The 25,575-nt window shown below is 67.4% G+C and carries 21 protein-coding genes; 12 read left to right on the top strand and 9 right to left on the bottom strand.

Annotated features, from left to right (window positions below; all coding sequences use genetic code 11):
* Window positions 1-2 precede the first annotated feature (2 nt).
* Complete coding sequence (locus CQ042_RS09360) at window positions 3-743, top strand: glycosyltransferase (RefSeq protein ID WP_105670213.1); 741 nt, start codon at window positions 3-5, stop codon at window positions 741-743.
* Window positions 744-749: 6 nt separating this feature from the next.
* On the opposite strand, the gene CQ042_RS09355 is transcribed toward CQ042_RS09360, so the two are convergent.
* From CQ042_RS09355 to CQ042_RS09335, 5 genes are read right to left on the bottom strand one after another with little or no spacing between them, the layout of a single operon-like run.
* The gene (locus tag CQ042_RS09355; protein ID WP_181157514.1) at window positions 750-1,970 is read right to left on the bottom strand and encodes a lipopolysaccharide biosynthesis protein; all 1,221 of its coding nucleotides are present in this window, start codon (window positions 1,968-1,970) and stop codon (window positions 750-752) included.
* Between the two features lie 38 nt (window positions 1,971-2,008).
* Window positions 2,009-2,944 (bottom strand): glycosyltransferase family 2 protein, encoded by a 936-nt coding sequence (locus CQ042_RS09350; protein WP_105670211.1) that lies wholly within the window; start codon window positions 2,942-2,944, stop codon window positions 2,009-2,011.
* Window positions 2,941-3,333 carry a DUF2304 domain-containing protein gene (locus tag CQ042_RS09345; protein ID WP_105670210.1) on the bottom strand — a complete coding sequence of 131 codons (393 nt, stop codon included), beginning with the start codon at window positions 3,331-3,333 and terminating at the stop codon, window positions 2,941-2,943. Before CQ042_RS09345 ends, CQ042_RS09350 begins: the two co-directional genes overlap by 4 nt.
* Window positions 3,330-4,070 (bottom strand): glycosyltransferase family 2 protein, encoded by a 741-nt coding sequence (locus CQ042_RS09340; RefSeq protein ID WP_105670209.1) that lies wholly within the window; start codon window positions 4,068-4,070, stop codon window positions 3,330-3,332. The genes CQ042_RS09345 and CQ042_RS09340 overlap by 4 nt, the downstream gene beginning before the upstream one ends.
* Window positions 4,071-4,120: 50 nt before the next feature.
* Window positions 4,121-6,382 (bottom strand): hypothetical protein, encoded by a 2,262-nt coding sequence (locus CQ042_RS09335; protein WP_105670208.1) that lies wholly within the window; start codon window positions 6,380-6,382, stop codon window positions 4,121-4,123.
* A 108-nt stretch (window positions 6,383-6,490) separates the two neighbouring features.
* Here CQ042_RS09335 and rfbA point away from each other — a divergent pair, with 108 nt between their 5' ends.
* The 10 genes from rfbA (at window position 6,491) to CQ042_RS09285 (ending at window position 20,061) form a co-directional block, all read left to right on the top strand.
* A complete protein-coding gene (rfbA, locus tag CQ042_RS09330) occupies window positions 6,491-7,363 on the top strand; it encodes a glucose-1-phosphate thymidylyltransferase RfbA (RefSeq protein WP_105670207.1) in 873 nt (290 codons plus the stop codon).
* Complete coding sequence (gene rfbB / locus CQ042_RS09325) at window positions 7,360-8,358, top strand: dTDP-glucose 4,6-dehydratase (protein WP_105670206.1); 999 nt, start codon at window positions 7,360-7,362, stop codon at window positions 8,356-8,358. Before rfbA ends, rfbB begins: the two co-directional genes overlap by 4 nt.
* A 6-nt stretch (window positions 8,359-8,364) precedes the next feature.
* Complete coding sequence (locus CQ042_RS09320) at window positions 8,365-9,780, top strand: bifunctional dTDP-4-dehydrorhamnose 3,5-epimerase family protein/NAD(P)-dependent oxidoreductase (RefSeq protein ID WP_105670205.1); 1,416 nt, start codon at window positions 8,365-8,367, stop codon at window positions 9,778-9,780.
* Window positions 9,777-11,909 (top strand): acyltransferase family protein, encoded by a 2,133-nt coding sequence (locus tag CQ042_RS09315; protein ID WP_105670204.1) that lies wholly within the window; start codon window positions 9,777-9,779, stop codon window positions 11,907-11,909. Before CQ042_RS09320 ends, CQ042_RS09315 begins: the two co-directional genes overlap by 4 nt.
* A gap of 90 nt (window positions 11,910-11,999) precedes the next feature.
* Complete coding sequence (locus tag CQ042_RS09310; protein ID WP_181157513.1) at window positions 12,000-14,012, top strand: acyltransferase family protein; 2,013 nt, start codon at window positions 12,000-12,002, stop codon at window positions 14,010-14,012.
* A gap of 113 nt (window positions 14,013-14,125) precedes the next feature.
* On the top strand, window positions 14,126-15,262 hold the full coding sequence (glf, locus tag CQ042_RS09305; protein ID WP_105670202.1) for a UDP-galactopyranose mutase: 1,137 nt from the start codon (window positions 14,126-14,128) through the stop codon (window positions 15,260-15,262).
* 13 nt (window positions 15,263-15,275) lie between these two features.
* Window positions 15,276-17,177 (top strand): glycosyltransferase, encoded by a 1,902-nt coding sequence (locus CQ042_RS09300; RefSeq protein ID WP_181157512.1) that lies wholly within the window; start codon window positions 15,276-15,278, stop codon window positions 17,175-17,177.
* Window positions 17,178-17,220: 43 nt separating this feature from the next.
* On the top strand, window positions 17,221-18,012 hold the full coding sequence (locus CQ042_RS09295) for an ABC transporter permease (RefSeq protein ID WP_105670200.1): 792 nt from the start codon (window positions 17,221-17,223) through the stop codon (window positions 18,010-18,012).
* An 11-nt stretch (window positions 18,013-18,023) separates the two neighbouring features.
* Window positions 18,024-18,764, top strand: a complete 741-nt coding sequence (locus CQ042_RS09290; RefSeq protein WP_258132176.1) for an ABC transporter ATP-binding protein — start codon at window positions 18,024-18,026, stop codon at window positions 18,762-18,764.
* A gap of 100 nt (window positions 18,765-18,864) precedes the next feature.
* The gene (locus tag CQ042_RS09285; RefSeq protein ID WP_181157511.1) at window positions 18,865-20,061 is read left to right on the top strand and encodes a polysaccharide pyruvyl transferase family protein; all 1,197 of its coding nucleotides are present in this window, start codon (window positions 18,865-18,867) and stop codon (window positions 20,059-20,061) included.
* A gap of 52 nt (window positions 20,062-20,113) precedes the next feature.
* Here CQ042_RS09285 and CQ042_RS09280 read toward each other — a convergent pair whose 3' ends face one another.
* Window positions 20,114-20,719, bottom strand: a complete 606-nt coding sequence (locus CQ042_RS09280; protein ID WP_105670197.1) for a hypothetical protein — start codon at window positions 20,717-20,719, stop codon at window positions 20,114-20,116.
* Between the two features lie 4 nt (window positions 20,720-20,723).
* Window positions 20,724-21,686 (bottom strand): glycosyltransferase family 2 protein, encoded by a 963-nt coding sequence (locus CQ042_RS09275; RefSeq protein WP_105670196.1) that lies wholly within the window; start codon window positions 21,684-21,686, stop codon window positions 20,724-20,726.
* A 175-nt stretch (window positions 21,687-21,861) separates the two neighbouring features.
* Between CQ042_RS09275 and galE the strand changes: the two genes are divergently transcribed.
* A complete protein-coding gene (gene galE / locus CQ042_RS09270) occupies window positions 21,862-22,851 on the top strand; it encodes a UDP-glucose 4-epimerase GalE (RefSeq protein ID WP_105670195.1) in 990 nt (329 codons plus the stop codon).
* Window positions 22,852-22,857: 6 nt separating this feature from the next.
* Here the strand turns inward: galE and CQ042_RS09265 are convergent, their stop codons facing one another.
* Together CQ042_RS09265 and CQ042_RS09260 are read right to left on the bottom strand one after the other, a co-directional pair.
* Complete coding sequence (locus tag CQ042_RS09265) at window positions 22,858-24,156, bottom strand: O-antigen ligase (protein ID WP_105670194.1); 1,299 nt, start codon at window positions 24,154-24,156, stop codon at window positions 22,858-22,860.
* A complete protein-coding gene (locus CQ042_RS09260) occupies window positions 24,153-25,568 on the bottom strand; it encodes an O-antigen ligase (RefSeq protein ID WP_105670320.1) in 1,416 nt (471 codons plus the stop codon). The genes CQ042_RS09265 and CQ042_RS09260 overlap by 4 nt, the downstream gene beginning before the upstream one ends.
* Window positions 25,569-25,575: the final 7 nt, after the last annotated feature.

Below are 25,575 nucleotides of genomic sequence, written 5' to 3'. Positions count from 1 at the left end.
CCATGCGCCACAGCAGTGACCGTCCGATGGTGAGCGTCTGCATGGCCGCATACAACGGCGCTGCGTTCATCGTCGAGCAGATAACTTCGATCCTCGCCCAGCTCGGCGACGGAGACGAGCTGATCGTCATCGACGACTGTTCTCATGACGAGACGGCAGCGCTCGTGCAGGCCGTCGGCGACCCTCGGATCCGGTTGATCCGCGCCGAGCAGAACAATGGATACATGCGCACCTTCGAGCGTGCGATCGGCCTCGCAGAAGGTGGTGTCGTCTTCCTCTCCGATCAGGACGATGTCTGGCTTCCCGGACGCGTTGACCGGATGGTCGAGGCACTGGAGAGCGTCGAACTGGTGGTCTCGAACTTCGCATCCTTCGGTGGTGCTCTCACATCGGTGCAGGCCCGGCGGCTGAAAGCGGCGGACAGCTCTCGATGGATGCGCAACATCTTCTGGATCTGGGTCGGCACTCGGCCCTACTACGGGTGTTGCATGGCGTTCCGGGCCGAGCTGCGCGACCGGATCCTGCCTTTCCCGACGTACCTCACCGAGACCCACGACCAGTGGCTGGGCTACGTCGCGAACGCCGACCGTTCGGTCCGCCATCTCGAGGAGGACACGATCTCCCGGCGCATCCATGGGGCCAACTCCTCGAAGACCGGGCGAGGCCTCGGCGCGATCCTCCGAGCCCGGTTGATGACCGGTCGCGCGATCATCGAAGCTTTCCGACGTCGGGTCAAGGCCTAGCGTCGTTCACTCTGCGGCTTCGTCGGCGCGCATCCGTCGCTGACGAAGCGTGCGAAGCATCACCACGATCTGCACCGCGGCAACGGTGAGCTCCGTCGCCGCGACGGTGCCGGCGACGGCGGGGAGCGAGTGCAGCAGTGCGGCGACGACAGCGGCGGGGACGCCGATGACGGCGCCGATGACCGTGGACTTGGCGAGGAAGTCGGTGCGCCCCAGTACGACGAGGCAGGCGTACCCCACCACGCCAGAAAGGGCGACGCCGCAGAAGGCCAGGCCCAGAGGCACGGACAACTCCAACGGTACGTGGATCTTGAAGAAGGGGGAGACGATGGGGGAGAGCACGGCGACACAGGCGCCGCCGACGGCACCGATCACGATGCCGGCGAGGAAGGCGATCCGCGCGCGGCGGTCGACCTGCTCCGGGTCGGCGGGAACCCACCCCTGGAAGAACTGCTGGATCGGGAGGAACGCCAGCGCCGCATACCGGAAGAGCCGGTCGGCGATGATGTAGACGGCCAGCTCGTCCTTGGAGAAGAACGTGGTGACGAGCAGGATAGGCATGGCCACGTAGACGGCGCTGGTGACCGCCGTCGTCACCGCGTGCCGCTGTTCTCCCAACGTTGCCCAGAAGCGGACGCGGGGAACATCGATAGCCGGCATGCGGCTTCGGCGGACGATGTAGTGGTACGACAGTGCCACCGCGACGGCGGTCCCGGCCAGCTGCCAGGCTGGGACGACCCAGGCCTGGCGGGTCACGGTCGCCATCCACACACCCGCGACGGTGCCGAGGGCGCTCGGCAGGGCTTCGAGCATGAAGAAGGCCCCGGGCCGCGCGATTCCGGTGAAGTACCACCCAGCGCCGAGGGCCGGGAGCACGTACGCCAGGGCTCCCAGCACGGCGAGGGTGAGATCTCCTCGCAGCAGAAGGGTCAGCAGCACCGTCACGACGGGCACCGTGGCGAGGTAGAGGATGGCGCGGATGCGGAACGATGCGCGGTAGAAGGCCACGCGTTCGGCGGGGGAGATGCTAGCGACGACGCTGGGTCCGGTGGCACCCCAGCCGAAGAGGACGAAGACGGCGGCCAACTGACCGGTCGTCTGCAGCACGCCGATGGTGGCCCAGCGGTCGGGACCGAGAACGCCGACGAGGATCGGGATCGTGAAGACCCCGATCACCGAGCTCAGGAGGATGGAAGCGGAGAACCCGCCCATCCGCCCGAGTGGCATGAGGGCGCGCCTCAGGCGGGAGGAACTCTCGGCAGAGCTCATCGACGACGCCGTGCGAGGGCGCGGAGCGTGCGCTCGGGGATGCGGCCCAGCCGCATCTGCACGCCGTCACCCAGGCCGTGTACCGTTGCGACGAATTGTGCGCCGCGGTCGGCGGAGAGGACGATCCCGAGCGCGGTCACCCAGAACAGGGCGAGGGTGCGGCGGGTGAGCCAGCCGAGGTTGCCGCGGTGGTGGAGTCGCCAGAGCACCAGGCCGTTGCGCACGGCGTAATACGTGCGGAACGGCGCGTGGTAGTAGTGGTTGCGCTTCTTGCCGAAAAGCGTCAGGTGCTTGCCGAAGAGCATCACGGGGATCTTCTCGCCGAGGCTGTGATCCATGTCGCTGCCGGGCAGAACCCAGAAATCGTAGCCTGCACCGCGCGCTCGGAGGGTGAATTCGGTATCGACGCCGTCGATGAAAAGACGCTCGTCGAAGCCTCCGACCTCGTCGAACACCGACATGGGGACGACTTGGCCGGACTGGATCGGATCCCGCGGATGCGGGGTCCCCGGCCGCGTGGACACGAGGAACTCGCCGAAACGCGCGGGGGCGACGGCTGCCACGCGACGGCCTTGCGCCTGCAGGCGCTCCAGGTGGCGCAGCGCCTCGGCGACGTAGTCGGAAGGCAGCGTCGAGTCCTGGTCCATCGTGAGCACGTGCGTGGCGCCGAGCTCTCTGGCCTTGTCGAGTCCCACGTTGAGAGCGGCGGCGATGCCGATGTTCTCGTCCAGCTCGATGGCGACCACGTCCGGGTCTTCGAGGTCGAGGCGACCCAGGCTGTGCGAGCCGTCGTCGACGATGACCACCTTGTCGACCTGTGCGTTCAGAGCGCCGATGCGACCGACGAGGTCTTCGGGGGCACGGAAGGCCGTGACCACGGCGACGGGCCGTGCGGAGGGGTGTTCGTCGGTCATATGGTTGGGGTCCGTCATTCTTCGGTGGAATCCTTCGCGCCGGTCGCGCGCTCCTCCAGTGCATCGACTCGGTCGCGCAGCTGGTCCACGACGGCGCGAGAGATGGCCGCCTCCTCTGCCAGTCGGCGGATCTCGTCCTCGGCGCGGGAGATCTCCCAGGACAGATGCAGCGCGACGCCGAGGAGAAGCAGGATGGCTAGGGCGAAGAGCAGGTTCACGGGCAGCTGCACGCCGATCAGGGCCGTGGCCCAGAGCAGCAACTGTGGGAAGAGTCCGAGGACCAGCACACAGAGCGCGATGATGATCCACAGCACCGCGTATTTCTCCTGAATGCGGCGGGTGAGGAGCATCCAGCCGACCAGCCCGAGGGCGAGCAGCGACAGGGCGATGCCGAGGACGACGATCATCGGGCGGTCGCCTCCGTCTCGGGGATGGGTTCCGCGCGGCGCAGCATCGACAGCCCCAGCGCGAAGATCGAGCGGAGGAGATAGATCGATGCGCCGATCGGTCCCTGACTCGGAGTGCCGTGCGCGCGGGGTCGCATGGCGACGGGGACCTGCGTCACCCGAAGGCCGGCGTGGCAGGCGGCGACGAGGGAGTCGATGGTGTCGCCCAGGTACTCCGCGGGGTAATACCGCACGTACTGGTCGATGGCGCGGGAGTTGGCGGCACGGAAGCCGCTGGTCACGTCGGTGAGGCGGACCTTTGCGACGCGGGAGACGGTGCGGGCGAGAAACCTCATCGCCCAGTGGCGGGGTCCGCGCACCGTGTAGTCGCCGACCTCGGCGAAGCGTGCGCCGATCGAGATGTCGGCGGTCTCCAGACCTGCGAGCACCCGGGCGATGTCGGCGGGGTTGTGCTGACCGTCGGCGTCGACCTGGATCACGCGCGAATAGCCCTCGCGCTGAGCGTAGGTGAAGCCGGTTCGCATGGCGCCGCCGACACCGACGTTGAACGGGAGCGAGAGTACCGTCGCGCCGGCGGCGCGGGCCGCGGCGGCGGTGTCGTCCTGGGAACCGTCGTCCACGACGATGACGTCGTAGCTCTCGTCGGTCGCGCGGATCGCCTGGACGGTCGTGCCGACGATGCGCCCCTCGTTCCATGCCGGAACGATGATGAGGACACGGTCCGACTCAGAGCTCATAGTTACTCGATCCTATCCGATGCGCGAGGGCTCGCCGGGAGGACCGGGGGTCAGGGGAGCGGCGCCCCGACGACGTAATCCTTCGCGAAAGCCGCATCGAGGCCGAGGATCGTCGGAATCCTGCCGCCGCCGAGGCGCACCAGGGTCTCCATGCTCTGAACATGGCGGAGAGCGCCGTTCGTGTATCGGTAGACCTCCGGTCGGCCTTGGAACTGCACGAAATCCTGGTTCTCGGTCAGCAGGGGCGCTCCGACGGTGAAGCTCGCGAAGCGATCGCTCGGGAGCGTCCGGAGCGGCGGCGTCTTGCCGCCGCCGAGAGCCGTGAGGGTCGCGGCGCTGCGAACGTGGTGGAGGGATCCCTGTGTGAATCGGTAGACCTCGGGCCGGCCCTGGAAGTTCACGAACGCGCCGTCGGGCACGTACTCCGCCCCGATGCCGAACCACGATGTCGTCTCGGATGCCCAGGTCAGGACCTTCAGTGGGCGGTTCCCGTTCAGCGAGTTCAGATCCGCCGGCGTCCTCACATAGCGGAGCTTGCCACCGGCGATCGTGTAGACCTCTCCCTTACCTCGCGGCTGCACGAAGAAAGGAGCGCTGACCGTGCCGCTCGCGATCGGGAAGGCACTGCACTCCGCGTCGTTCACCACGAACGGAGTCATCCCGCCGAGGTCGTCACCGGTGATGCGGTGGAGGGAGCCGTCGGCGGCGAGGTAGCGAGTCTGACCGCACTGGATGACGGGGGAGAGCGCGCCGGGTACGCGCTGCTGGGCATCGAGTGTGCCGTTGGGCGTGGTCGTGAACGTCGTCGCGCCGAACTCGGAGGCCAGGCCGAAGGAGGGGATGTACGCCAGGCGATCCTGCGGCAGTGTCAGATAGACACGGTTCTCCGCGGTCGTCCTGACCATGGTGCGAGGCGGTGCGGCGATGCGGCCGTTGGGGAGGGCGCTCGCGGCGGGGGGCGTCATGGAGGCGACGTATGTGGGCGCCCCTCCCGTCATGGTCTGCCAAGCCTCGACGGTGGCGATGTAGCGCTTGGTTCCGCCCTCGAAGACATAGACCTCCGGGTCGGATCCCGAGCGGAGGTAGTTTCCGACCTCGGCGCCCGTGGCGAAGGCATCGGCGACGGGCCCGTTGAGGTTCACATAGGAGGGGAACGCGTACCCGAACCGGGCGACCTGGCCGGGATCGACGAAGCGGTGCTTGGTGCCGTCGGGTTCGAGAAGGTACAGGGTCCCCGTGCGCGGGTCGTGCACGTAGCGGGTGATCGGCTGCCCCTCCGGCAGTCCGTTCAGGTATGCCGTCGAGACGACGGTGACCCCGCCGAACCGCGCCGAGAACGGTGCGAGGTCCTCTCCCGAGACGACGTGGTACTTCACGCCGGCCATGAGCATGTAGATCTTGTCGCCCCCGGGGGCCATGATCGTGCCGACCGTCGGCCTCTTGGAGATCTGCGTCGAGCCGAACCAGTCGGTGAAGTAGTTGTGGAAGTTCCGGTTGCCGTAGGCGGAGCATCCGTCGCCCTCGCCGTAGCCTGCGCGCAGCGCGGCGGCATTCGGCTGATACGGCGTGTAGTAGTAGAGAGCCGACGTGGCCGCGTTCTCGACGTACACCGGTCCGCGCCCGCACGCCGCATTCGGGTTGTAGAGGATGTTCCAGGTCTTGCCCGGGGCGTAGTAGGTGAAGTACCGGCCCTCGGTATAGATCTTCATTTGACGGCCCGCACCGTAGATCTGGTAGAAGAATCCGGCGAAGGCGGGGTCGCACGGAGCGGTGTCGGGGCACCCCTGGCCGAGCGCCATTGTGTATCGCCAGTCGCTGGGCCACGTGTGGGTGACGAGCCCCTGCTCCTTCTGCAGCATCACGATGAACACCTGCGGGTTGATGCCGCAGGACTGGGCGACCTTGTAGATGATGGTGGCGGCCGATTCGTTGCCCGCGCCCTGGTAGCCGTTGCAGTATTTGTCCCCTGCGCGGTTCGGGGTGTTCTGCCGGTAGTCCTTCAGGCACACGTAGCCGGAACGGCAGGACGACACCTTGGAGCGGAAGAACGAGTCGATCGATGCGGCCGACATCGTCGAGTCATCGTAGAAGACGCTGTCCGAGATGATGTTCCCCGCGCGGAAGCTATCGGTGACCAGGGACTTCACCGGCTGCGTCGCGGCGGCGACGTCGCTGACGGCGGTGGCCGAGGTGGGCGCGGCGGGGGAGGCCGTCGCCTGGGCGGGGGTCGCGACGAGGAGGGACGTCGCGAAGACGATGGCTGCGGCGCTGGAGAGGAGCGTGCGCAGGCGTGGGGTGGGGGAGCCGGTCACAAACCCCATTGTGGCGCAAAGCTACTGATGGTGCCACTGTGATTGATGTGACGCAAGTCAACATGCCGTGCTCCCGTGCTCTCAGCCCGGATGTGGCACGATGTTGGGGTGAAAGGCATTATTCTCGCGGGAGGATCGGGCACTCGTTTGCATCCGATCACTCTGGGCGTCTCCAAGCAGCTGATCCCCGTCTATGACAAGCCGATGGTGTACTACCCACTGTCGACGTTGATGCTCGCCGGCATCCGCGACATCCTGGTGATCACGACGCCGCACGACGCTGCGCACTTCGAGCGGCTGCTCGGTGACGGATCCCAGTTCGGGATCAATCTCACGTTCGCGCAGCAGCCCTCACCGGACGGTCTCGCCCAGGCGTTCACGATCGGCGCGGACTTCATCGGAGATGACAGCGTCGCTCTCGTGCTCGGCGACAACCTGCTCTACGGCCCGGGGCTCGGCAATAAGCTGCAGCGCTTCGGGAACATCGAGGGCGGGGCGATCTTCGCGTACTGGGTCGCCGAGCCGGAGGCCTACGGCGTCGTCGAGTTCGACGCGGACGGGACGGCCGTGTCGCTCGAGGAGAAGCCCGCGCACCCGAAGAGCAACTACGCGGTTCCCGGGCTCTACTTCTACGACAACGACGTCGTCGAGATCGCACGGAACCTCGCGCCCTCGGCGCGTGGCGAGTACGAGATCACCGACGTCAACCGCGCCTACCTGGAGCGCGGCGACCTCCAGGTCGAGGTGCTCCCTCGTGGCACCGCCTGGCTCGACACGGGGACGTTCGACCAGATGACGGATGCCGCGGAGTACGTCCGCACCATGGAGCGACGGACCTCGCTGAAGATCGGCGTGCCGGAGGAGGTCGCCTGGCGTCAGGGATTCCTGACCGATGACGAACTGCGCGAGCGCGCGGAGAAGCTCGTCAAGAGCGGATACGGCTCCTACCTTCTGGACCTGCTCAAGAGAGGACAAGCATGACCCGCCTGCTCGTGACGGGAGGTGCCGGATTCATCGGATCCAACTTCGTGCACCATGTCGTCGAGAACACCGACCACACGGTGACCGTCCTGGACGCACTCACGTATGCCGGCAACCGCGAGTCGCTCGCCGGCCTGCCCGAGAACCGGGTCGAGTTCGTCCACGGCGACATCACCGACGCGGAGCTCGTCGACCGGCTCACCGGTGAGGCGGATGCGGTGATCCACTACGCTGCGGAATCGCACAACGACAACTCGCTGCACAGCCCGCGTCCGTTCCTCGACACGAACATCGTCGGCACCTACACGCTGCTGGAGGCCGCGCGGCGGCACGAGCGTCGGTTCCACCACATCTCCACCGATGAGGTGTACGGCGACCTCGAGCTCGACGACCCGGAGCGGTTCACCGAGGAGACTCCGTACAACCCTTCGTCGCCGTACTCCTCGACCAAGGCCGGCAGCGATCTCCTGGTTCGCGCCTGGGTGCGTTCCTTCGGCGTGCAGGCCACGATCTCGAACTGCTCGAACAACTACGGTCCCTACCAGCACGTCGAGAAGTTCATCCCTCGGCAGATCACCAACGTGATCCGCGGCATCCGTCCCAAGCTCTACGGTGCGGGCGAGAACGTGCGGGACTGGATCCACGCGAACGATCATTCCTCGGCGGTGCTCACCATCCTCGAGAAGGGGCGCATCGGCGAGACGTATCTCATCGGCGCCGACGGCGAGCGCAACAACAAGGACGTCGTGGAGCTCATCCTCGAGGAGATGGGGCAGCCGCGCGACGCCTACGACCACGTCACCGATCGCGCCGGTCACGATCTGCGCTACGCGATCGACTCGACCAAGCTCCGCACGGAACTCGGGTGGACGCCGGAGTACGCCGACTTCGAGTCCGGACTCGCCGCGACCATCCAGTGGTACCGCGAGAACGAGGTGTGGTGGGCACCGTCGAAGGATGCCACCGAGGCCTTCTACGCGACGAAGGGACAGTAGGACACGGTGGGCGAGATCGAGTTCGGCAAGAAGCTCACGCGGGTCGAGACCGGGATCCCCGGTCTGGTCGTGTTCGACCTCCCCGTCCACGGGGACTCGCGCGGGTGGTTCAAGGAGAACTGGCAGCGCGAGAAGATGACGGCGCTGGGTCTGCCGGATTTCGGACCCGTCCAGAACAACGTGTCGTTCAACGACGCGGTCGGGACGACGCGTGGAATCCATGCCGAACCCTGGGACAAGTGGGTGTCGGTCGCGACCGGGCGCATCTTCGGCGCTTGGGTCGATCTGCGTGAAGGGCCGACGTTCGGCGCGGTGTTCACGACGGAGATCGATGCGTCGAAGGCCATCTTCGTGCCGCGCGGCGTGGGCAATTCCTACCAGACACTCGAGCCCGACACCGCGTACACGTATCTCGTCAACGACCACTGGTCCGCGGACGCGTCCTACTCCTTCCTGAATCTGGCTGACGAGACCGCGGCGATCGCCTGGCCGATCCCGCTCCCCGAGGTCGAGATCTCGGCGAAGGACCTCGTGCACCCGAGACTTGCCGATGTCACGCCGATCGGTGCGCGCAAGACCCTCGTCGTCGGCGCAGGCGGTCAACTCGGACGGGCACTGCGCGACGAGCTCGGCGACCTCCCGCACATCGAATGGACGACCCGCGCCGAGTTCGATCTCGGTGATCCGGAATCCGCCACGTCGCGGCGCTGGCGCGACTACGACACCATCATCAACGCCGGCGCGTACACGGCTGTCGATCTCGCCGAGACTCGGGACGGACGTCGGGATGCATGGTCGGCGAACGCCGCAGGTCCCGCGGCGTTGGCGCGCATCGCCGGCGAGTACGGCCTCACTCTGGTGCACGTGTCGAGCGACTACGTGTTCGACGGGTCTGCGGACCGTCCTTATCGCGAAGACGACGCCGTGTGCCCGCTGGGCGTGTACGGGCAGTCGAAGGCGGCGGGCGATCTCGCCGTCGGCACGGTTGCCCGCCACTACGTGCTGCGCACTTCCTGGGTCATCGGCGACGGGAAGAACTTCGTCCGCACGATGGCATCGCTCGCGGAGCGCGGGATCGCACCGAAGGTCGTCGACGATCAGCGGGGACGCCTCACCTTCGCGACGGAGATCGCTCGGGCCATCGCCCACCTGCTCTCGACGGGAGCGCCCTACGGCACCTACAATGTCACCGGTGCCGGGGAGCCCCGCACCTGGGCCGAGATCGCGGCGGATATCTTCGCTCTCGTCGGCGTGGACCGCTCGAAGGTCTCCGGGGTGAGCACGGCGGAGTACTTCGCCGGTGCCGAGGGCCCGGTCGCTCCGCGGCCGCTGAACAGCGTCCTCGATCTCGTGAAGATCGAGGGGACCGGTTTCGTCCCGCGTGACGCCGGGGAACAGCTCGAGGAGTACCTGCGCTCGTGAGCGCGCCCGCCCCGGCGGTCCCTCGATCCCGGGTGTCGGTGCGAACCCCGCGGTTCCGCACCGACATCCAGGCCCTGCGAGCGGTGGCCATCGCCCTCGTGGTGCTCAACCACCTCTGGCCGGAGCGGATGACCGGCGGATACGTCGGCGTCGATGTGTTCTTCGTCATCTCCGGCTTCCTCATCACGGGGCACCTGCTCGCCGAGCTCGATCGCACCGGCCGGATCCGGTTGGCGCCGTTCTATGCACGGCGCATCAGACGCCTGCTGCCGGCCGCGCTCCTCGTGCTCGCCGTCACCCTGATCGGGGTGTCGCTGCTGCTGCCGTACCCACGGTGGACGGACAATGCGGTCCAGGCGATCTCGAGCGCCTTGTACGTCGAGAACTGGACATTGGCCGGCCTCTCCGTCGACTACTCCGCGCACAATGCGGCAGCGAGTGCAGTGCAGCACTTCTGGTCGCTCTCCGTCGAGGAGCAGTTCTACCTCGTCTGGCCGCTGCTGCTGCTCGGAACCGCGGCCGTGATCGCCCGCCGAGGTGTCGGCGGGGATCGGCGTCGGGCGCTGCGGGCGGTCGTGCTCATCGTTCTCGTCCTCTCCTTCACGAGCAGCGTCGTGTACACGACCGCGTTCCCCTCACAGGCGTATTTCGTGACCTTCACCCGAGCATGGGAGTTCGCGGCCGGGGCGGCGATCGCGCTGATCCCCGTGACGGCGTTGCAGCGGATCAACGCGCTCGCCGCTTCCGGTCTCGCGGTCCTCGGATATGTGGGCATCGCGGTGGCGGCGTTCCTCTACGGGCCGCAGACGGGCTATCCGGGAGTCGCGGCCCTCCTGCCGGTGGCGGCTACCGCCGCCGTGATCCTCGCCGGCACGGGCCGAAGAGCGCCGTTGTGGGGCGTGGCCGTCGTGACCGATCGGCGGCCGGTCCAGTGGCTGGGTGAAGTGTCGTATTCCCTGTACCTCTGGCACTGGCCGCTCATCGTGCTGACCCCTTTCCTCATCGCCGCGCCGCTCTCGTGGTGGTCCCGGCTCCTGGTCCTCGCGGCGGCGCTGGCGCTCGCCTGGGCGGGTCGCCGGTGGGTGGAGGCTCCGGCTCAGCGGGCCGCGTGGTGGCGTGAGACGCCTCGGGCGTTCCTCGGTGGCGGACTCATGATGGCCGTGGTCGTCGCGCTCGCGTTCGCCCTCCTCGGTGGCGCGGCGATCCGTGACGCCGCCGCGGAGTCGGCGGAACAACAGACCGGGGTGTGCCACGGGGCCGCGTCGCTGATGGATCCGGCGAGATGCGATCCCTCCGTGACGGTGGTCGATCCGGTCGTCACCGCCGAGGACGCCTATTTCGGTCTCGCGCCGGAATGCGGGGAACTCAAAGACGTCTTGGCCTTCGATGGCCGCCAGACGACGCGGGAATGCGATTTCGCCGCCGGCGAACCCGGTCCCCGGGTGTGGCTGGTCGGAGACTCCCACGCGGAGCAGTGGCAGGCGGCGATCTTCCCGGTCGCACGAGCGGAAGGGTGGCAGCTCACGATCAGCTCTTTCCCGGGGTGTCCGCCGGCCGACGTCGCTTTCGTCGGCTTCGACGCGCTGTGGGGACCGGTGGACTATGAGCGCTGTCGGAATTGGGCGGACGCACTCTCCGATGAACTCGTGGCGGATCCGCCCGACATGGTGATCACGTCGATGGCCGCTCGACAGCAACTCGTCGACGACGGGAGCGGGCGCGTGCATGACGAGCAGTTCGTGGAGGCACTGCGTGGCACCTGGGGCCGCTGGATCGACGCGGGCATCGCTGTCGTCCCCATCGCGGACACTCCTCTGAACGGCGATGTCCGAGACATCGACTGTGTCGTGCTCAACGCGCAGGCACCGGTCGAGTGCGCCATCGCGCGCGAGACCGCGCTTCCGCCGGATCCCGTAGCACTGGCCTCCGCGGAGACGCGGAGCGGACTGTGGCCTGTCGACATGACCCCTCTGCTCTGCGACGACGCGGTGTGCTTCGCCGCCGTCGGAGGGGAGCCGGTGTTCTACGATGCGGATCATCTGAGTAGCGCCTATGCGGCGACGCTCAGCGACCGTCTCCGCATCACGCTCGATGAGGCCCTCGCCGCCCCTCCTGCGCCGCGCGGATGACGCTGGAAGAGACCGTGGGTTAGGGTGGATCGGAAGTCTCCGCTCACCCGAATCGGCGGAGACGACCGTCGTCCGACCGAGGTTTTTCGCGTGCCCACAAACAGGCCAGCGACCGAGCTGCGCAGCGCCGGCTATCGAGCCGACATCGATGGACTGCGCACTCTGGCGATTGTGCTCGTCGTCGTCTACCACGTGTGGTTCGGCCGGGTCTCCGGCGGTGTCGATGTCTTCCTGATGATCTCCGCCTTCCTCCTCACGGGTTCGCTGACGCGCCGGGTGGTGGCGGGGACCCCGCTGTCGCTGCCGCAGTTCTGGAGCCGACGCTTCCGTCGGCTCGTCCCGGCCGCCGCCGTGACCCTGCTCGCTGTCCTCGCCGCGAGTGCCGCGTTCTTCCCGCCGACCCAGTGGACGCGGATCTGGAATGAGACCTGGGCGAGCCTCTTCTACGTGCAGAACTGGCAGCTGGCGTTCTCCGAGGTCGACTACTACGTCCGTGACAGTTCCGAGACGAGCCCGTTGCAGCATTTCTGGTCGCTGTCGATCCAGGGGCAGGTGTTCCTCCTCTGGCCCGTGCTCATCCTCCTCGTCGCACTCATCCTCCGCCGCCGTCGCGACCTCATCCGTCCTGCGCTGATCGGCGTCTTCCTCGTCATCTTCGTCTGGTCGCTGTGGTTCTCGATCATCGAGACCCGGTCCGACCAGGCGTTCGCGTACTTCGACACCCGGACGCGACTGTGGGAGTTCGCGGCGGGCTCGCTCCTGGCTCTGCTGCTGCCGTTCATCCGTCTGGGCGTCGTCATCCGCGCCGTGCTCGGCTGGGGTGGTGTGGCAGGCATCGTGCTCTGCGGCATCCTCCTCGATGTCGGCGGACGATTCCCCGGCTATCTGGCCCTGTGGCCGGTGCTCTGCGCCGCCGCCGTGATCGTGTCCGGGGCGGGTGATGCGCGCGGAGGGCCTGCGTCGTTGCTCGCATCGAAGCCGATGACGTACTTCTCCGGTGACGCCTACGCGCTCTACCTGGTGCACTGGCCGATCCTCGTCACGTGGATGGTCGTGTTCGACGTCGACCGAGTCGGACTCGGGGCCGGACTCGTGATCATCGTCGGCTCCCTCGTCACCGCGCGCCTCCTCTCGCGCTTCGTCGAGGCGCCGCTGCGCGAGCCGTCGCGGCCCGGCAGAGCGGGTTCACTGCAGAGCCTCGCCGTCATCACGGCCTCCGTCATCGCGGTCGCCGGCGTCACCGGGACCTGGCGCGGCGTCGAACAGCTCCGCGTGGCCGAGATCGCGGCGGACGTCGCCGACGTCGACTATCCGGGGGCCGCGCAGGTCGGTGCCGCGATCGACATCGCCGGTGGCGAGCGTCCCCTGATACCGCTGCCGACGGCGCTGGATGACGAGTGGACTTCGGTCGGTCCCGCGTGCGAAGGCGTCCTCGCTCCCAGGGCGGAGATCCTCCGCACGTCGTGCAATCAGAACGTCGGCGGAGACGAGGCGGAGCACCGGATCCTCGTCATCGGCGACTCGCACGCCCAGCAGCTGTCGGTACCGCTGAACGCGCTCTTCGAGGAAAGCGACCTCGCGGTGGTCACCTTACTCCAGGGAGGATGCACGGCGGGACTCACCGAGGAATCCCGCAGCCTCACCCTGTCGTCATGCGAGACCTGGGTCCGCGCCGCCTTCGACTACGCGAAGGAGATCACCCCGGACGCCGTGTATCTGGTCGTCACGCGAGCCGATGCCCACCAGCCGGAACGCCTGCTGAACGGGATCGAGGAAGCCGTGGACGAGATGCGTCTCGCGGGGATCCCCGTGATCGGCGTGCGCGACAATCCGCGGTTCTCGTTCAACATGTACCAGTGCGCGATCGATCCCTCCACGGACTGCGCGGTGCCCCGAGAAGAGGTCCTGTCGGAGGTGAATCCGGCGGAGGCGCTGCGCGACGCGATCACCGTCGTCGACTTCACCCCCTGGCTCTGCCCTGGCGACATGTGCGAGGCGGCGATCGGCAACGTCGCGGTCTACATCGATGACAACCATCTCTCGGGAAGCTACGCGCGCACTCTGACGCCGTTCCTCGAGCGAATCCTCACCGAATCCGGCTAGGTGGCCGAGCCCTCAGCTTGATCGCAACCTCTGACGGCTAAAATGTGGGAATGCGTGCCTGTAGCGGTGCACGCGCAGTACACACGTCGGTCAGCATCAGGAAAGTTGCATCTATGGATCTCCTCGTCGTCGGGTCGGGTTTCTTCGGCCTCACCATCGCTGAACGCGCCGCACAAGCAGGACGCAAGGTCACAGTCATCGACCGCCGCCACCACATCGGCGGCAACGCCTACAGCGAGGACGAACCGGAGACCGGGATCGAGGTGCACCGCTACGGCGCGCACCTGTTCCACACGTCGAACCCGACGGTGTGGGAGTACGTCAACCGCTTCACCACCTTCACGAACTACGTGCACCGGGTCTACACGAACCACAAGGGCGTCGTGTTCCCGCTCCCGATCAACCTCGGGACGATCAACCAGTTCTTCAACGCCGCCTACTCGCCGGACGAAGCACGCGCGCTCGTGCACGAGCTCGCCGGCGAGTTCGATGCGAAGCAGGCGCAGAACCTCGAGGAGCGCGGGATCGGCCTCATCGGCCGCCCGCTGTACGAGGCGTTCATCCGCGACTACACCGCGAAGCAGTGGCAGACCGATCCGAATCAGCTTCCGGCCGAGATCATCAGCCGACTCCCCGTCCGCTACACGTACGACAACCGCTACTTCAACGACACGTGGGAAGGCCTTCCGACCGACGGCTACACCGCCTGGATCGAGCGGATGGCCGACCACCCCAACATCGAGGTGAAGCTCAACGTCGACTTCTTCGACGAGACGCAGCCGCTCAACAAGAAGGCCACCGTCGGGCAGGTGCCCATCGTCTACACGGGACCTGTGGACCGCTACTTCGACTACTCGGAGGGCGCTCTCTCGTGGCGGACGCTCGACTTCGAGGAAGAGGTCCTCGCGACCGGTGACTTCCAGGGGACCCCGGTGATGAACTATGCGGACGCCGGAGTGCCCTACACGCGGATCCACGAGTTCCGCCACTTCCACCCCGAGCGCGCCGATCGCTACCCGACCGACAAGACGGTCATCATGCGCGAGTTCTCGCGCTTCGCGACGCGTGAAGACGAGCCTTATTACCCGGTGAACACTCAGAGCGATCGCGACGGTCTGCTGGCGTACCGTGAACTCACCAAGGGCGAGGAGGATGTCCACTTCGGCGGACGCCTCGGCACCTACCAGTACCTCGACATGCACATGGCCATCGGCTCCGCCCTGTCGATGTGGAACAACCACCTCGCCTGAGGAGAGGGACACCATGGTCGAAAACGAGAAGAACTACGTCACCGTCAACCACACCGTCTTCCCCGCGGAAGGGGTGGCCGAGGTCTCCGCACTCTACGTGGACACGGGGTCCGGTGACGGTTCCCAGCCCGGCGAGGCCTATGAGATCGTCAACCGTCGGAGCATCAAGGTCTACGCGCACCGTCGCGTCTCGCTGAGCACGTTCTTCAACGCCTTCCCGGCCAGCGACTGGCAGCACTCCACCACCGTCCGCTCCGTGCGTCTGGTGGCGACCGTCGAAGGACGCGGTCTGATCTCGGTCTACAAGTCCAGTGCCCGAGGACGCGCTTCGGCTCTCGCCTCCAAGACCTTCACCGACGAGACGGTGGAGTTCGACCTCCCCGTCACGTCGTTCATCGACGGCGGCTTCTACTGGTTCGACATCGCGGCCGGCAGCTCCGACGCGACGCTCGTCTCCGCCGAGTGGCAGGTCGTCGCACCGGAGGACTGGACCCCGGGGAAGGCCACCGTCGGCATCACGACGTTCAACCGTCCGTCGTACTGCCTGAACCAGATCATCGCGGTGGGTCAGAACGAGCACGTGCACGAGGTGCTCGACCGCGTCGTGGTCGTCGATCAGGGCACGGACCTCGTCAGCGACCAGCCGGGCTTCGCCGAAGCGGCAGCCCGCCTCGGCGACAAGCTGGCGATCATCCGCCAGCCCAACCTCGGTGGATCCGGCGGATTCTCGCGTGCGATGCTCGAGTCCCTTGACGGCGACAGCGAATACGTCCTGCTTCTCGACGACGACGCGATCTCGGAACCCGAGGCCATCGTGCGTGCGGTGCGCTTCGCGGACTTCGCCACGGTGCCCACGATCGTCGGCGGCGGGATGCTGCACCTCGACGATCGCTCCGTGCTGTACACGCAGGGCGAGCTCTGGGACCAGCGCAAGTCGTGGATGCGACCGTCGGGTGAGAGCGAGTACGACCACGACTTCGCCGAAGAGCCGCTGCGCTCCACACCCGAGCTGCACCGTCACCTCGGCGCCGACTTCAACGGCTGGTGGATGTGCCTCATCCCCACCCGCGTGCTCAGGGAGATCGGGCTCTCCCTGCCGGTTTTCCTGAAGTTCGATGACATCGAGTTCTCCCTCCGCGCCCGGGAACACGGCTACCCGACGGTCTGCCTGCCCGGCGTCGCCGTCTGGCATATGGCCTGGCATGACAAGGACCCCACGCGCACCTGGGAGGAGTACTTCATCCACCGCAACCGCGTGGTGACCGGGCTGCTCCACTCCCACGTCCGCAGCGGCGGGTACCTGCCGCTGCATTCGTTCCTGGGTGACATCAAGCTGCTGTTCATGCTGCAGTACTCCGCCGTCCGTCTCCGGCACGAGGCGCTCCGCGACGTGTTCCGCGGCCCGGCACAGCTTCCCGAGCTGCTGCCGAGCAAGCAGGGTGAGATCCGTGAGCTGCGCACCCGCTACATCGACTCGAAGGTCGTCGAGGACTTCGCGACGCTGCCGCCGGTGCGTCGGTCCTCGGTCGCCCTGCTGGGCGGCGTGTCGAAGCCCACGAACCCCGTGGCGGCGATCTTGCTCGCCGCGCGCGTCGGCGCACGCCAGCTCCTCATCAAGCAGGCGCCCGGCAGTCGGCGGAACCCGGAGCGCATCATCTCCGCGCAGGACATCACGTGGTGGCGATTCGCCGACATCGACTCGGCTCTCGTGACGTCTCCTGACGGCATCGGTGTGGCGTGGTACCAGCGCGACCGCGCCACGATGCACCGATTCCTGTGGCGGAGCATTAGGCTGCACCTGCGGCTGGCTCGTCAGTGGAAGCACCTCGCGTCGGAGTACGCCGAGGGGGCGCCGAGGATCACTTCGCCTGCCCGGTGGCGTCAGCTCTTCGACGCCGTGCAGAGCGGCGACTGACGCCGGAGGGCGTGCAGCGCGAGAATTCGGACACAGGAGCAGGATGAGCGGTTCGACGGTGGGGGCTCCCGGCACGCCCCGGCGCTATCTGCACTCGCTGTGGCTGCTCTCGGCGCGGGATCTGCGGGTCCGGTATGCGACGAGCATGCTCGGATACGTGTGGTCGGTGCTCGATCCGCTGGTGATGAGCGCGATCTACTGGTTCGTGTTCACCGTGGTGTTCCACAGGACGGTGGGGGAGGAGCCCTACATCGTCTTCCTGCTCACGGCGCTCCTGCCGTGGGTGTGGTTCAACACCTCGGTCTCGGACTTCACCCGCGCATTCCGCAAGGACTCGCGCCTGGTGCGCTCCACCGCGATCCCGCGATCGATCTGGGTCAACCGGATCGTCCTCAGCAAGGGCATCGAGTTCCTCTTCTCGCTGCCCGTCCTGGTGCTGTTCGCCGTCGCCACCGGGGCACCCGTCGGCTGGGGGCTGCTCTGGTTCCCGCTCGCGGTCGTCATGCAGGCGGTCCTCCTGGTGGGCCTCGGTCTCCTCGTCGCACCGCTGTGCGTGCTCTACTCCGACCTCGAGCGGACGACCGCGCTCATCCTCCGTGCGCTGTTCTACGCCACGCCGATCATCTACGGGGTGGCCGATCTGCCGGCGCCCTTCGACGTGATCGGAGCGTTCAACCCGCTGGCGGGCATCTTCACGCTCTACCGCGTCGGATTCTTCCCCGAGCAGTGGAGCACCGAGCCCGTCCTGATCGGCATCGCGATGAGCTTCGGCATCCTGGCACTCGGCATCTTCGTGTTCCGTCGGCTCGAGCGCACGGTGCTGAAGGAACTCTGATGGGGGAACACGTGACAGAGGATGTGGCGATCGCCGCCGACGGGCTCGGTGTGAGATTCCGACGCAACCGTCGTGGGCGCCGGAGCCTCAAGGACCTCTTCGCGGGCTCATCGCGTCGTTCCCGCCCCGACGAGTTCTGGCCGCTGCGGGACGTCTCCTTCGTGGTGAAGCCCGGCGAGGCGATCGGTGTCGTCGGACGCAACGGGCAGGGAAAGTCGACGCTGCTGCGCCTCGTCGCGAAGGTGCTCCTCCCCGACGAGGGCACGGTGACGGTGAACGGCGGCGTCGCTCCTCTGATCGAGATCACCGGCGGGTTCGTGGGTGATCTCACCGTGCGCGAGAACGTCCGGCTGACGGCGGGTCTGCACGGCATGTCCCGTGCGGAGGTCTCCCGTCGCTACGACGGGATCATCGCCTTCGCCGAACTCGCGGGTTTCGAGGACACCCCCTACAAGCACCTCTCCAACGGCATGAAGGTGCGCCTGGCGTTCGCGGTCGTCTCCCAGCTCGACGAGCCGATCCTGCTCGTCGACGAGGTTCTGGCGGTCGGCGACAAGGGATTCCGCGACAAGTGCTACCAGCGCATCGACGAGCTGCTGGCGGAAGGGCGCACGCTCTTCTTCGTGTCCCACAACGAGCGGGACCTCCGCCGCTTCTGCTCGCGGGGGCTCTACCTGGACAAGGGCGAGCTGGTTCTCGACGGTCCGATCGACACCGTCCTCGACCGCTACAACGCGGACAGCGGTCGCTAGGCCCCGGAGCGCGCAGCGTGCACGGGCGATAGGCTGGAAGGAGCAACGACGCGCTCACCCGGCCGCGTCGTCCCCCCTCCCGACCAGAGGAGCGCTCCTGGTGTCGTCTCTTCCTGCGCGCGCTGCACGCACGATCCGTCGCGTCGGCGACGAGATCTTCGGACAGCCCCAACCCCCTGTGTATCTCGTCTCGGCAGGGGGACAGCCCAATTTCGGCGACGAGTTCATCACACGCGCCTGGCTCGACTGGCTGGCAGAGCATCAGCCGAATCGCGAGGTCTGGCTCGACACCATCGAGCCCGGTCGTGCGTCCCATCTGTTCCGGAACACGCATCCACGTCTGAAGACGACGAACACGCTGTGGCACGCGACCCACACCGGACCGTCCGACGACCATGAGGCGGCCGCCGCCCGGATGCGCGCTCTGATCCGCGATCTCGGATCCCCCCGGTACGACCTCGGGCTCCGCGACCTTCGCGGGATGGGCTCGATCCACCTCCTCGGCGGCGGCTACATGAACTCCATCTGGCCGGAGAACTTCGGCGTCGTCGAAGCCATGGTCACGCTCAAGGAGGACTACGGCGTACCGATCTTCGCGACGGGCCAGGGACTGCTCCCGCACGACGGGCCCACGTTCGACTGGCTGCGTGACCGACTGCGTGAATTCGATTACGTCGAGGCACGCGATGGCGAGAGCGCACGGACGTTCGGCGTGATCCACGGTCTCGACGACGCGTTCCTCGCCTTCGCGAACGAGCGTCCGATCTACGCGCCGTCTGAGGGACTGCCCGCCACGATGGTCCTCGTCCAGGGAGACGTGGAAGACACCCGCCAGGACGCGCGTCTGGAGCGCTCGGTCGAGCAGTTCATGTCAGCGCAGGAGAGCGTGAGCGAGGTCGGATTCGTCGAGGGCATCCCGCCGGAGGACTTCCGCCGTGCGGCGCCGTTCGTGGCGGATTCGGCGCCCTTCTTCCCGTTCATGCGGATCTGGGATGAGGGATTCCCCGCCCGCGAGGGTCAGCGCTGGTTGACGACGCGCTTCCACTTCCACCTGCTGGCCGCAGCGGCCGGGGCGAGCGGCACGGTGGTCGACGCGCGACCCGGGTACTACGACATCAAACACGCGTCGCTCCAGGAGCTCGGTACGGGATGGACGAGCTGGGAGCCCGCCGAGGACGACGACGCGGACGCCGGCATGATCCCCGCGCCGACGAGGAACGTCGACTTCCCGGCCCGGGCGCAGGAGTTCGGTCTGCGCAAGGCCGAGCTCGCCGCGCGGTTGTACTCGGCTCGCTAGCCCGCGTCCTTCGTCGGGTCGCCAGCCCGCGCCTTCCGCGCGCTGATCCCGCCTAGGAGCCGAGGACCCCGCGAAGCTCGTCGAGGCTGCGTCGGGCGGCGTCGAGGGCCGTCCCGGAGCCGGTTCCGGCGGAGCGCAGCGCGTCGAGTCGGCCGCCGTATGCGCTCACGGCATCACGCCACTTCGCGTCGATCGATGACGGCGGGACCGCTTCGGACATCCGCTGCGCGTCGATCTGGAGCTGTTCGACGATCGATCTGACCTCGTCGGAGCTGCTCGCGTCGGCGACGAAGCCCAGTCCGGTCTCGGCGTCGTCGAGCAGCGGCGACATCTGATCCCGGAAGCCGGCGACGTCAGGATCGGCAGGCGGCGGGGGTGAGGGCACCGTCGACGGCGTGGGATCCGGTGTCGACGGTGCGGTCGACGTCGGTGTCGGTGTCGGCGTCGACGTCGAGGAGGGGGTCGCCGACGGGGTCGAGGTCGCGGTCGCGGAGGGATCGGGCGTCGGCGCCGCCCCACGCGGGATGAGGAAGAACACCAGGACCCCGACGATGACGACGAAGGCGACGATCAGACCGATGATGAGCCAGATGCGTCCACGGTTGCTCGGCTTGGGCGGGATGGGCGCCCACTGAAGGTCCGGCTGCTGCTCGCTCATGGGATCATGCCTCCAGCGGGGCCATCGGCTGCCAGGAACGGTCGCGACCGAGTCTGCCGCCCTCCCGCAGGCCACGGAAGAGGTTGCTCGTCCCGCGGACGGTGCGCTCAACGAAGACCAGTCGGATGAGTTCCTTCGCGAACGTCATCGACGTTCCGAGACCGAACAGGATCGGGTTGTAGACGCCGTGCCTGCGGTAGTAGTTCTTGATATATGCGCGATTGCGCATGATGTAGAAGCGGTAGGCGTTGCTCGAGGCGTTCATGTGGCGGATGCCCATGTCCCACTGCTTGATCTCGCGTGTGCGGCGCAGCACGAACTCGTCGACGATGACGGCCGTGGTCTTGCGTGAGGCGAGCCAGCCGTACATCTGGTCGTCCCAGTAGATGAAGAAACGGTGGTCGGGGAGGCCGATCTGCGTGACGATCGAGCGATGGATGAACATCCCCTCGAAGCACCCGCTGTTCATCTCCTTGTACCCGGACTCGTCGAAACCCGACGGTGCGAACGGGATCGGGATGCCCATGCGCTCCGCGATGCGGTACTGCCAGTAGAACTCGCTGCCGTCGTAGTCGTACCGCCGGCCCTGGATGCTCCGGAAGCGAGGTGCCCACTTGCCCATCTTCGCAAGCCCGTCCGGAAGCACCTCGACGTCGTCGTCCATCATCCAGATCCATTCGGATCCGAGTTCGTACGCCGTGCGCATGCCCTCGCTGAAGCCGCCGGAACCGCCGGTGTTCGTCTCCAGGCGGCGGTAGACGATCTCGGTGCCGATGGCGTCGCGGAACGACTCCACGACGTCGGTCGTGTCATCGGAGGAGGCGTTGTCGATGATCACGACCCGTCCGGGCTTCGGGTCCATCGCGGTGATGCTGGTGAGGAGTCCGGTGAGCAGATGCGACCGGTTGAAGGTGACGACGACGATCGTCGCAGCCGTCGGATCGAATGCAGCGGGCGCCGCGGTCATGCCTTCTCCTCGAAGATCGCTTGCCAGGTCAGGGGATCGGTGGCATCGTCGCCGCGGGCCACCGTCGGGGACGATGCGGGACGTGACGAGCAGTGAGTAGCCTACCGTCCGCGAGCTTCGGATCAGCGGAGAGGCTCACCAGGTGGTCGGAGGTCCGGTGGCTAGACTGGCTGCGATGAAGGTATTGATCACCGGCGGCGCCGGCTACATCGGGTCGACCGTCGCGACGGCATGCATCGAAGCCGGGCTCGAAGTGGTCATCCTCGACGACCTGTCCACGGGCCTGCGTGCTTTCGGCGAGGGGCGCGATCTGTACGTCGGCGACATCGCGGATGCCGACGTGCTCGACCGGCTTCTCACCGAGCATCCCGACATCGATGCGGTCGTGCACTGCGCCGCACGCATCGTCGTGTCGGAGTCCGTCACCGATCCGCTCGGCTACTACGACGCGAACGTCGGCAAGACCATCGTGCTGTTGAGGCGACTGCGCGAGGCGGGCATCTCGCGGATCGTCTTCAGCTCCTCCGCCGCGGTGTACTCCGGCGAGACGGGCGACGGCGTCGACGAGGACGGCGCCCTCGCGCCGTCCAGTCCGTACGCCACGACCAAAGCGATGGTCGAGCAGATCCTGAAGGATGCCGCCGCCGTCGGGGAGTTCCGAGCGATCGCCCTGCGCTACTTCAACCCCATCGGTGCCGATCCGCAGCTCCGCACCGGACTCCAGCATCCCGAACCGTCGCACGCCCTGGGCAAGATCATGCAGGCGCACAGGTCCGGTGAGCCGTTCGCCGTCACCGGCACCGACTGGAACACGCGCGACGGCTCCGGCCTCCGCGACTACATCCACGTCTGGGACCTCGCCCTGGCGCACGTGGCCGCGGTGCGCAGGTTCGACGAGGTGGCGACTCCTGATGAGCCGTACCAGGTGATCAACGTGGGCACGGGGGCCGGTGTGACCGTTCGCGAGCTGGTCGCCGCCTACGTGCGCGTCACCGGGGAGCAGCTTCCGATCGTGGAGGCCGATCGCCGCCCCGGCGATCAGGCAGGCGCCTTCGCGATCGTGGACCGTGCACGTGAGGTGCTCGGCTGGAGTGCGGAACGCTCGGTCGACGACGGAGTGCGCGACGCGATCGCCTGGGCGCAGAAGCTGCCCACCGTGCGTTGACCCCGTCTACTCCTGCCCGCGCAGCGTCGGGATCGTGCCCGTCTGCGCCGCATCGATGTTCTCGCGCCAGGAACGTGACTGGCCGGCGCGGAGCGCGCACAGCACGAGCATGAACCATCCGGCGCCGACCAGGGTGAAGCTCTCGAACATCGAGTCGACGGCGAGGGTCACCAGCATGATGGGAGTCCAGGCGTAGACGACCGAGCGGCGCATGCTCGCGACCAACCAGGAGCGGATCAGCGCGATGCCGCCCAGCAGGAGGAACAGCACGAGTCCCGCCGCGCCGAGCTGCAGCAGCACGTCGAAGAACGCGTTCAGTGCGCTCCCGTGGTGGTCGTCCAACTGGAAGTTGATGTACGTGAACGGGTACTCCCCGCGCGCCCAGTCGCCGAACCAGCCCCAGCCCTGCACGGGCTTCACGGCGACGAAGTCGAGGATCGTGTTCCACAGCGACGCGCGGATCGAGAAGTCTGATCCTGCGTCGAGCAGCGCGATGATCTGATGGCGCAGTGCGAACGCCGCCGTGAGGGCGAGCGCGACGATGACGCCGAGCATCCACTGCACGATCGTACGTCGCTCGGGCGGTGCATGGCGCACGATGGTGAGAGCCACGGTGACCACGCCGACGGCTCCTGCGAGCACGAGCACGGTCGGCGAGGACGAGAGCACCGCCAGCGACCCGGCCAGCGCGATCGAGACCACGGCGAGAGGCGTCTTCACGGACTGCGTGCGCCATTCGATCACGAAGGTGATCAGCGCGATGACCGCGATGAAGCCGAGCATGTTGCGGCTGCCGAAGATGCCCTGGATCGGACCGCCCGCCGCGAGGTTGCCCTGGATCCCGAGGAATGTGAACGGCAGATCGAGCAGCACTCCGGACAGGATCTCGACGCCGAGCGAGGCGGCCAGCAGAACGCGCAGCGTGTCGCCGATCGCACGCACCGTCTGCAGCGTGTCGCGGACGTGGCCGACGGTGATCGCCAGGAAAGCGAATCCGAACAGCGACATCCACCCGAGGAGCGTGTCGGACTTGTCCGTGCTCCAGGCCACGCTCACGAGTGCCCAACCGAGGAAGGCGAGCAGCGACGACGGGGCGATCCGCAGCAGTGAGAGCTCCTCGCGACGGACCCAGAGGATCGCGGCCCCCAGCAGGCACAGTGCCGCGATGATCGTCGCCAGGGTGACGGCCGACGTCATCTGGCGGATCGCGTAGGACCCGAACACCGCGGTGAGCACGGCGAGCGTGAACGCGCGTGCGAGCTCGACCGAGCCGAGGAGCGGGACCAGGGGGCGAACCGAGGTCACGGCACCCGCCGTTGCCGTGCGCCGCGTTCGAACACCAGGTCACGTTCCCCGACGCCGACCAGCGGCACCGACTTGAGCTTGAACGACAACAGCACCACGAGCATCCAGCCCCACAGCATGATCGGCGTCGACTCCGAGAATCCCTGCACGAGCAGCACCACCGTGAACAGGCTCGGAAGCAGAGTCAGCGGGGAGAACGGCCGCTCGGCGTCGAGGTCCCATCGCGGGCGATCGATCGCGAAGAACCAGGAGCGCCACAACAGGGTCGCGTAGGCCACCGCCATCAGGACGACGCCCACCGCGCCCAGCTGGAGCAGCACGTCCAACCACATGTTGTGCGCGTGGAAGACGGTGATGCCGTGGTCGGTGATCCACTCGTAGAACGCCGGGTCCTCCGGGATCCACGGGCTCGAGAACCCGTTGCCGAAGATCGGGTGCTCGCCTGCGCGCGTGAGGACCTTCGCCCAGATCCGGTCCGAGCGCCCGGTGAGATCCGCGCTGCGCCCGAGGAGCGCGAGCAGGGGGGCGCGGAGCAGCCAGACGGCGAGAGCGGCGACCGCGGTGCCGCCGATGGCGACGACGTAGATGCGGGTGCGGGCGCCCGGAGTGCGTGCGCGGCGCATCAGCAGCGCGACGACCAGCACGACGACGGCGGCGGCCGCACACGCCAGCGCGGTCGCGGACGACGTGCGGAAGAGGAAGTAGGCGGCGAGGAGCATCCAGAGCGCGAGGGTCGTGCTCCAGCGGGCTCGCGCGGCGAACAGTACGCCGAAGGTGATGAGGGCGAACAGCGAGATCATCGCCAGCAGGTTCGCGTTGCCCACGATCCCCTGCAGCCTGCCCCCGTCGAACAGGTTGTCGCGCACCCAGTACCACTGCGGGTCGGGTTTGCCTTCCGGGAGTTCCGCGAAGTTCGGCAGCAGCGGTCCGTGCAGGACCAGGGACACCCAGAGCTCGATCGCCAGGGAGAGCCCGAGGATCCATTTGAACGCGGAGGACAGTGCCCGCACGATCTCGTGCCAGGTGAGCACGTGCGCGATGAAGAGCGCGTTCACCGTGACGGCCGCCAGCAGGATCCAGGTGATCAGGGTCGGCCCCCGCCACTGCGACCAGGCGACCGAGACGAGCGCGAGGGTCGTGTAACCGAGCGCGGTCCACGGCAGACGCCGCCAGCGGAAGGGCTGCGGACGGTTGCGCGCGAGCATCGGGATGCCGATGCCGAGCGTCGCGAGCGTGAAGACGGCCAGAGTGACGGCGGCGCCGTCCCGACCGAGGAGGTTGTAGACCGCGGAGTGGGCGAACGTGACGAAGAGCACGAGGATCACGTACCCGCGCAGCATCAGGTGCCCCGTCGACTCGCGCTCCGGCGCGGTGGGCGGGGCGGACACCGGATGCTTCGTGTACTGGGCCATCGCGTTC

Source organism: Microbacterium sp. MYb62 (assembly GCF_002979475.1).
GTDB lineage: Bacteria > Actinomycetota > Actinomycetes > Actinomycetales > Microbacteriaceae > Microbacterium.
The sequence above is the reverse complement of the archived record's forward strand: the minus strand, read 5'-3'. Positions and strand labels throughout refer to the sequence as shown.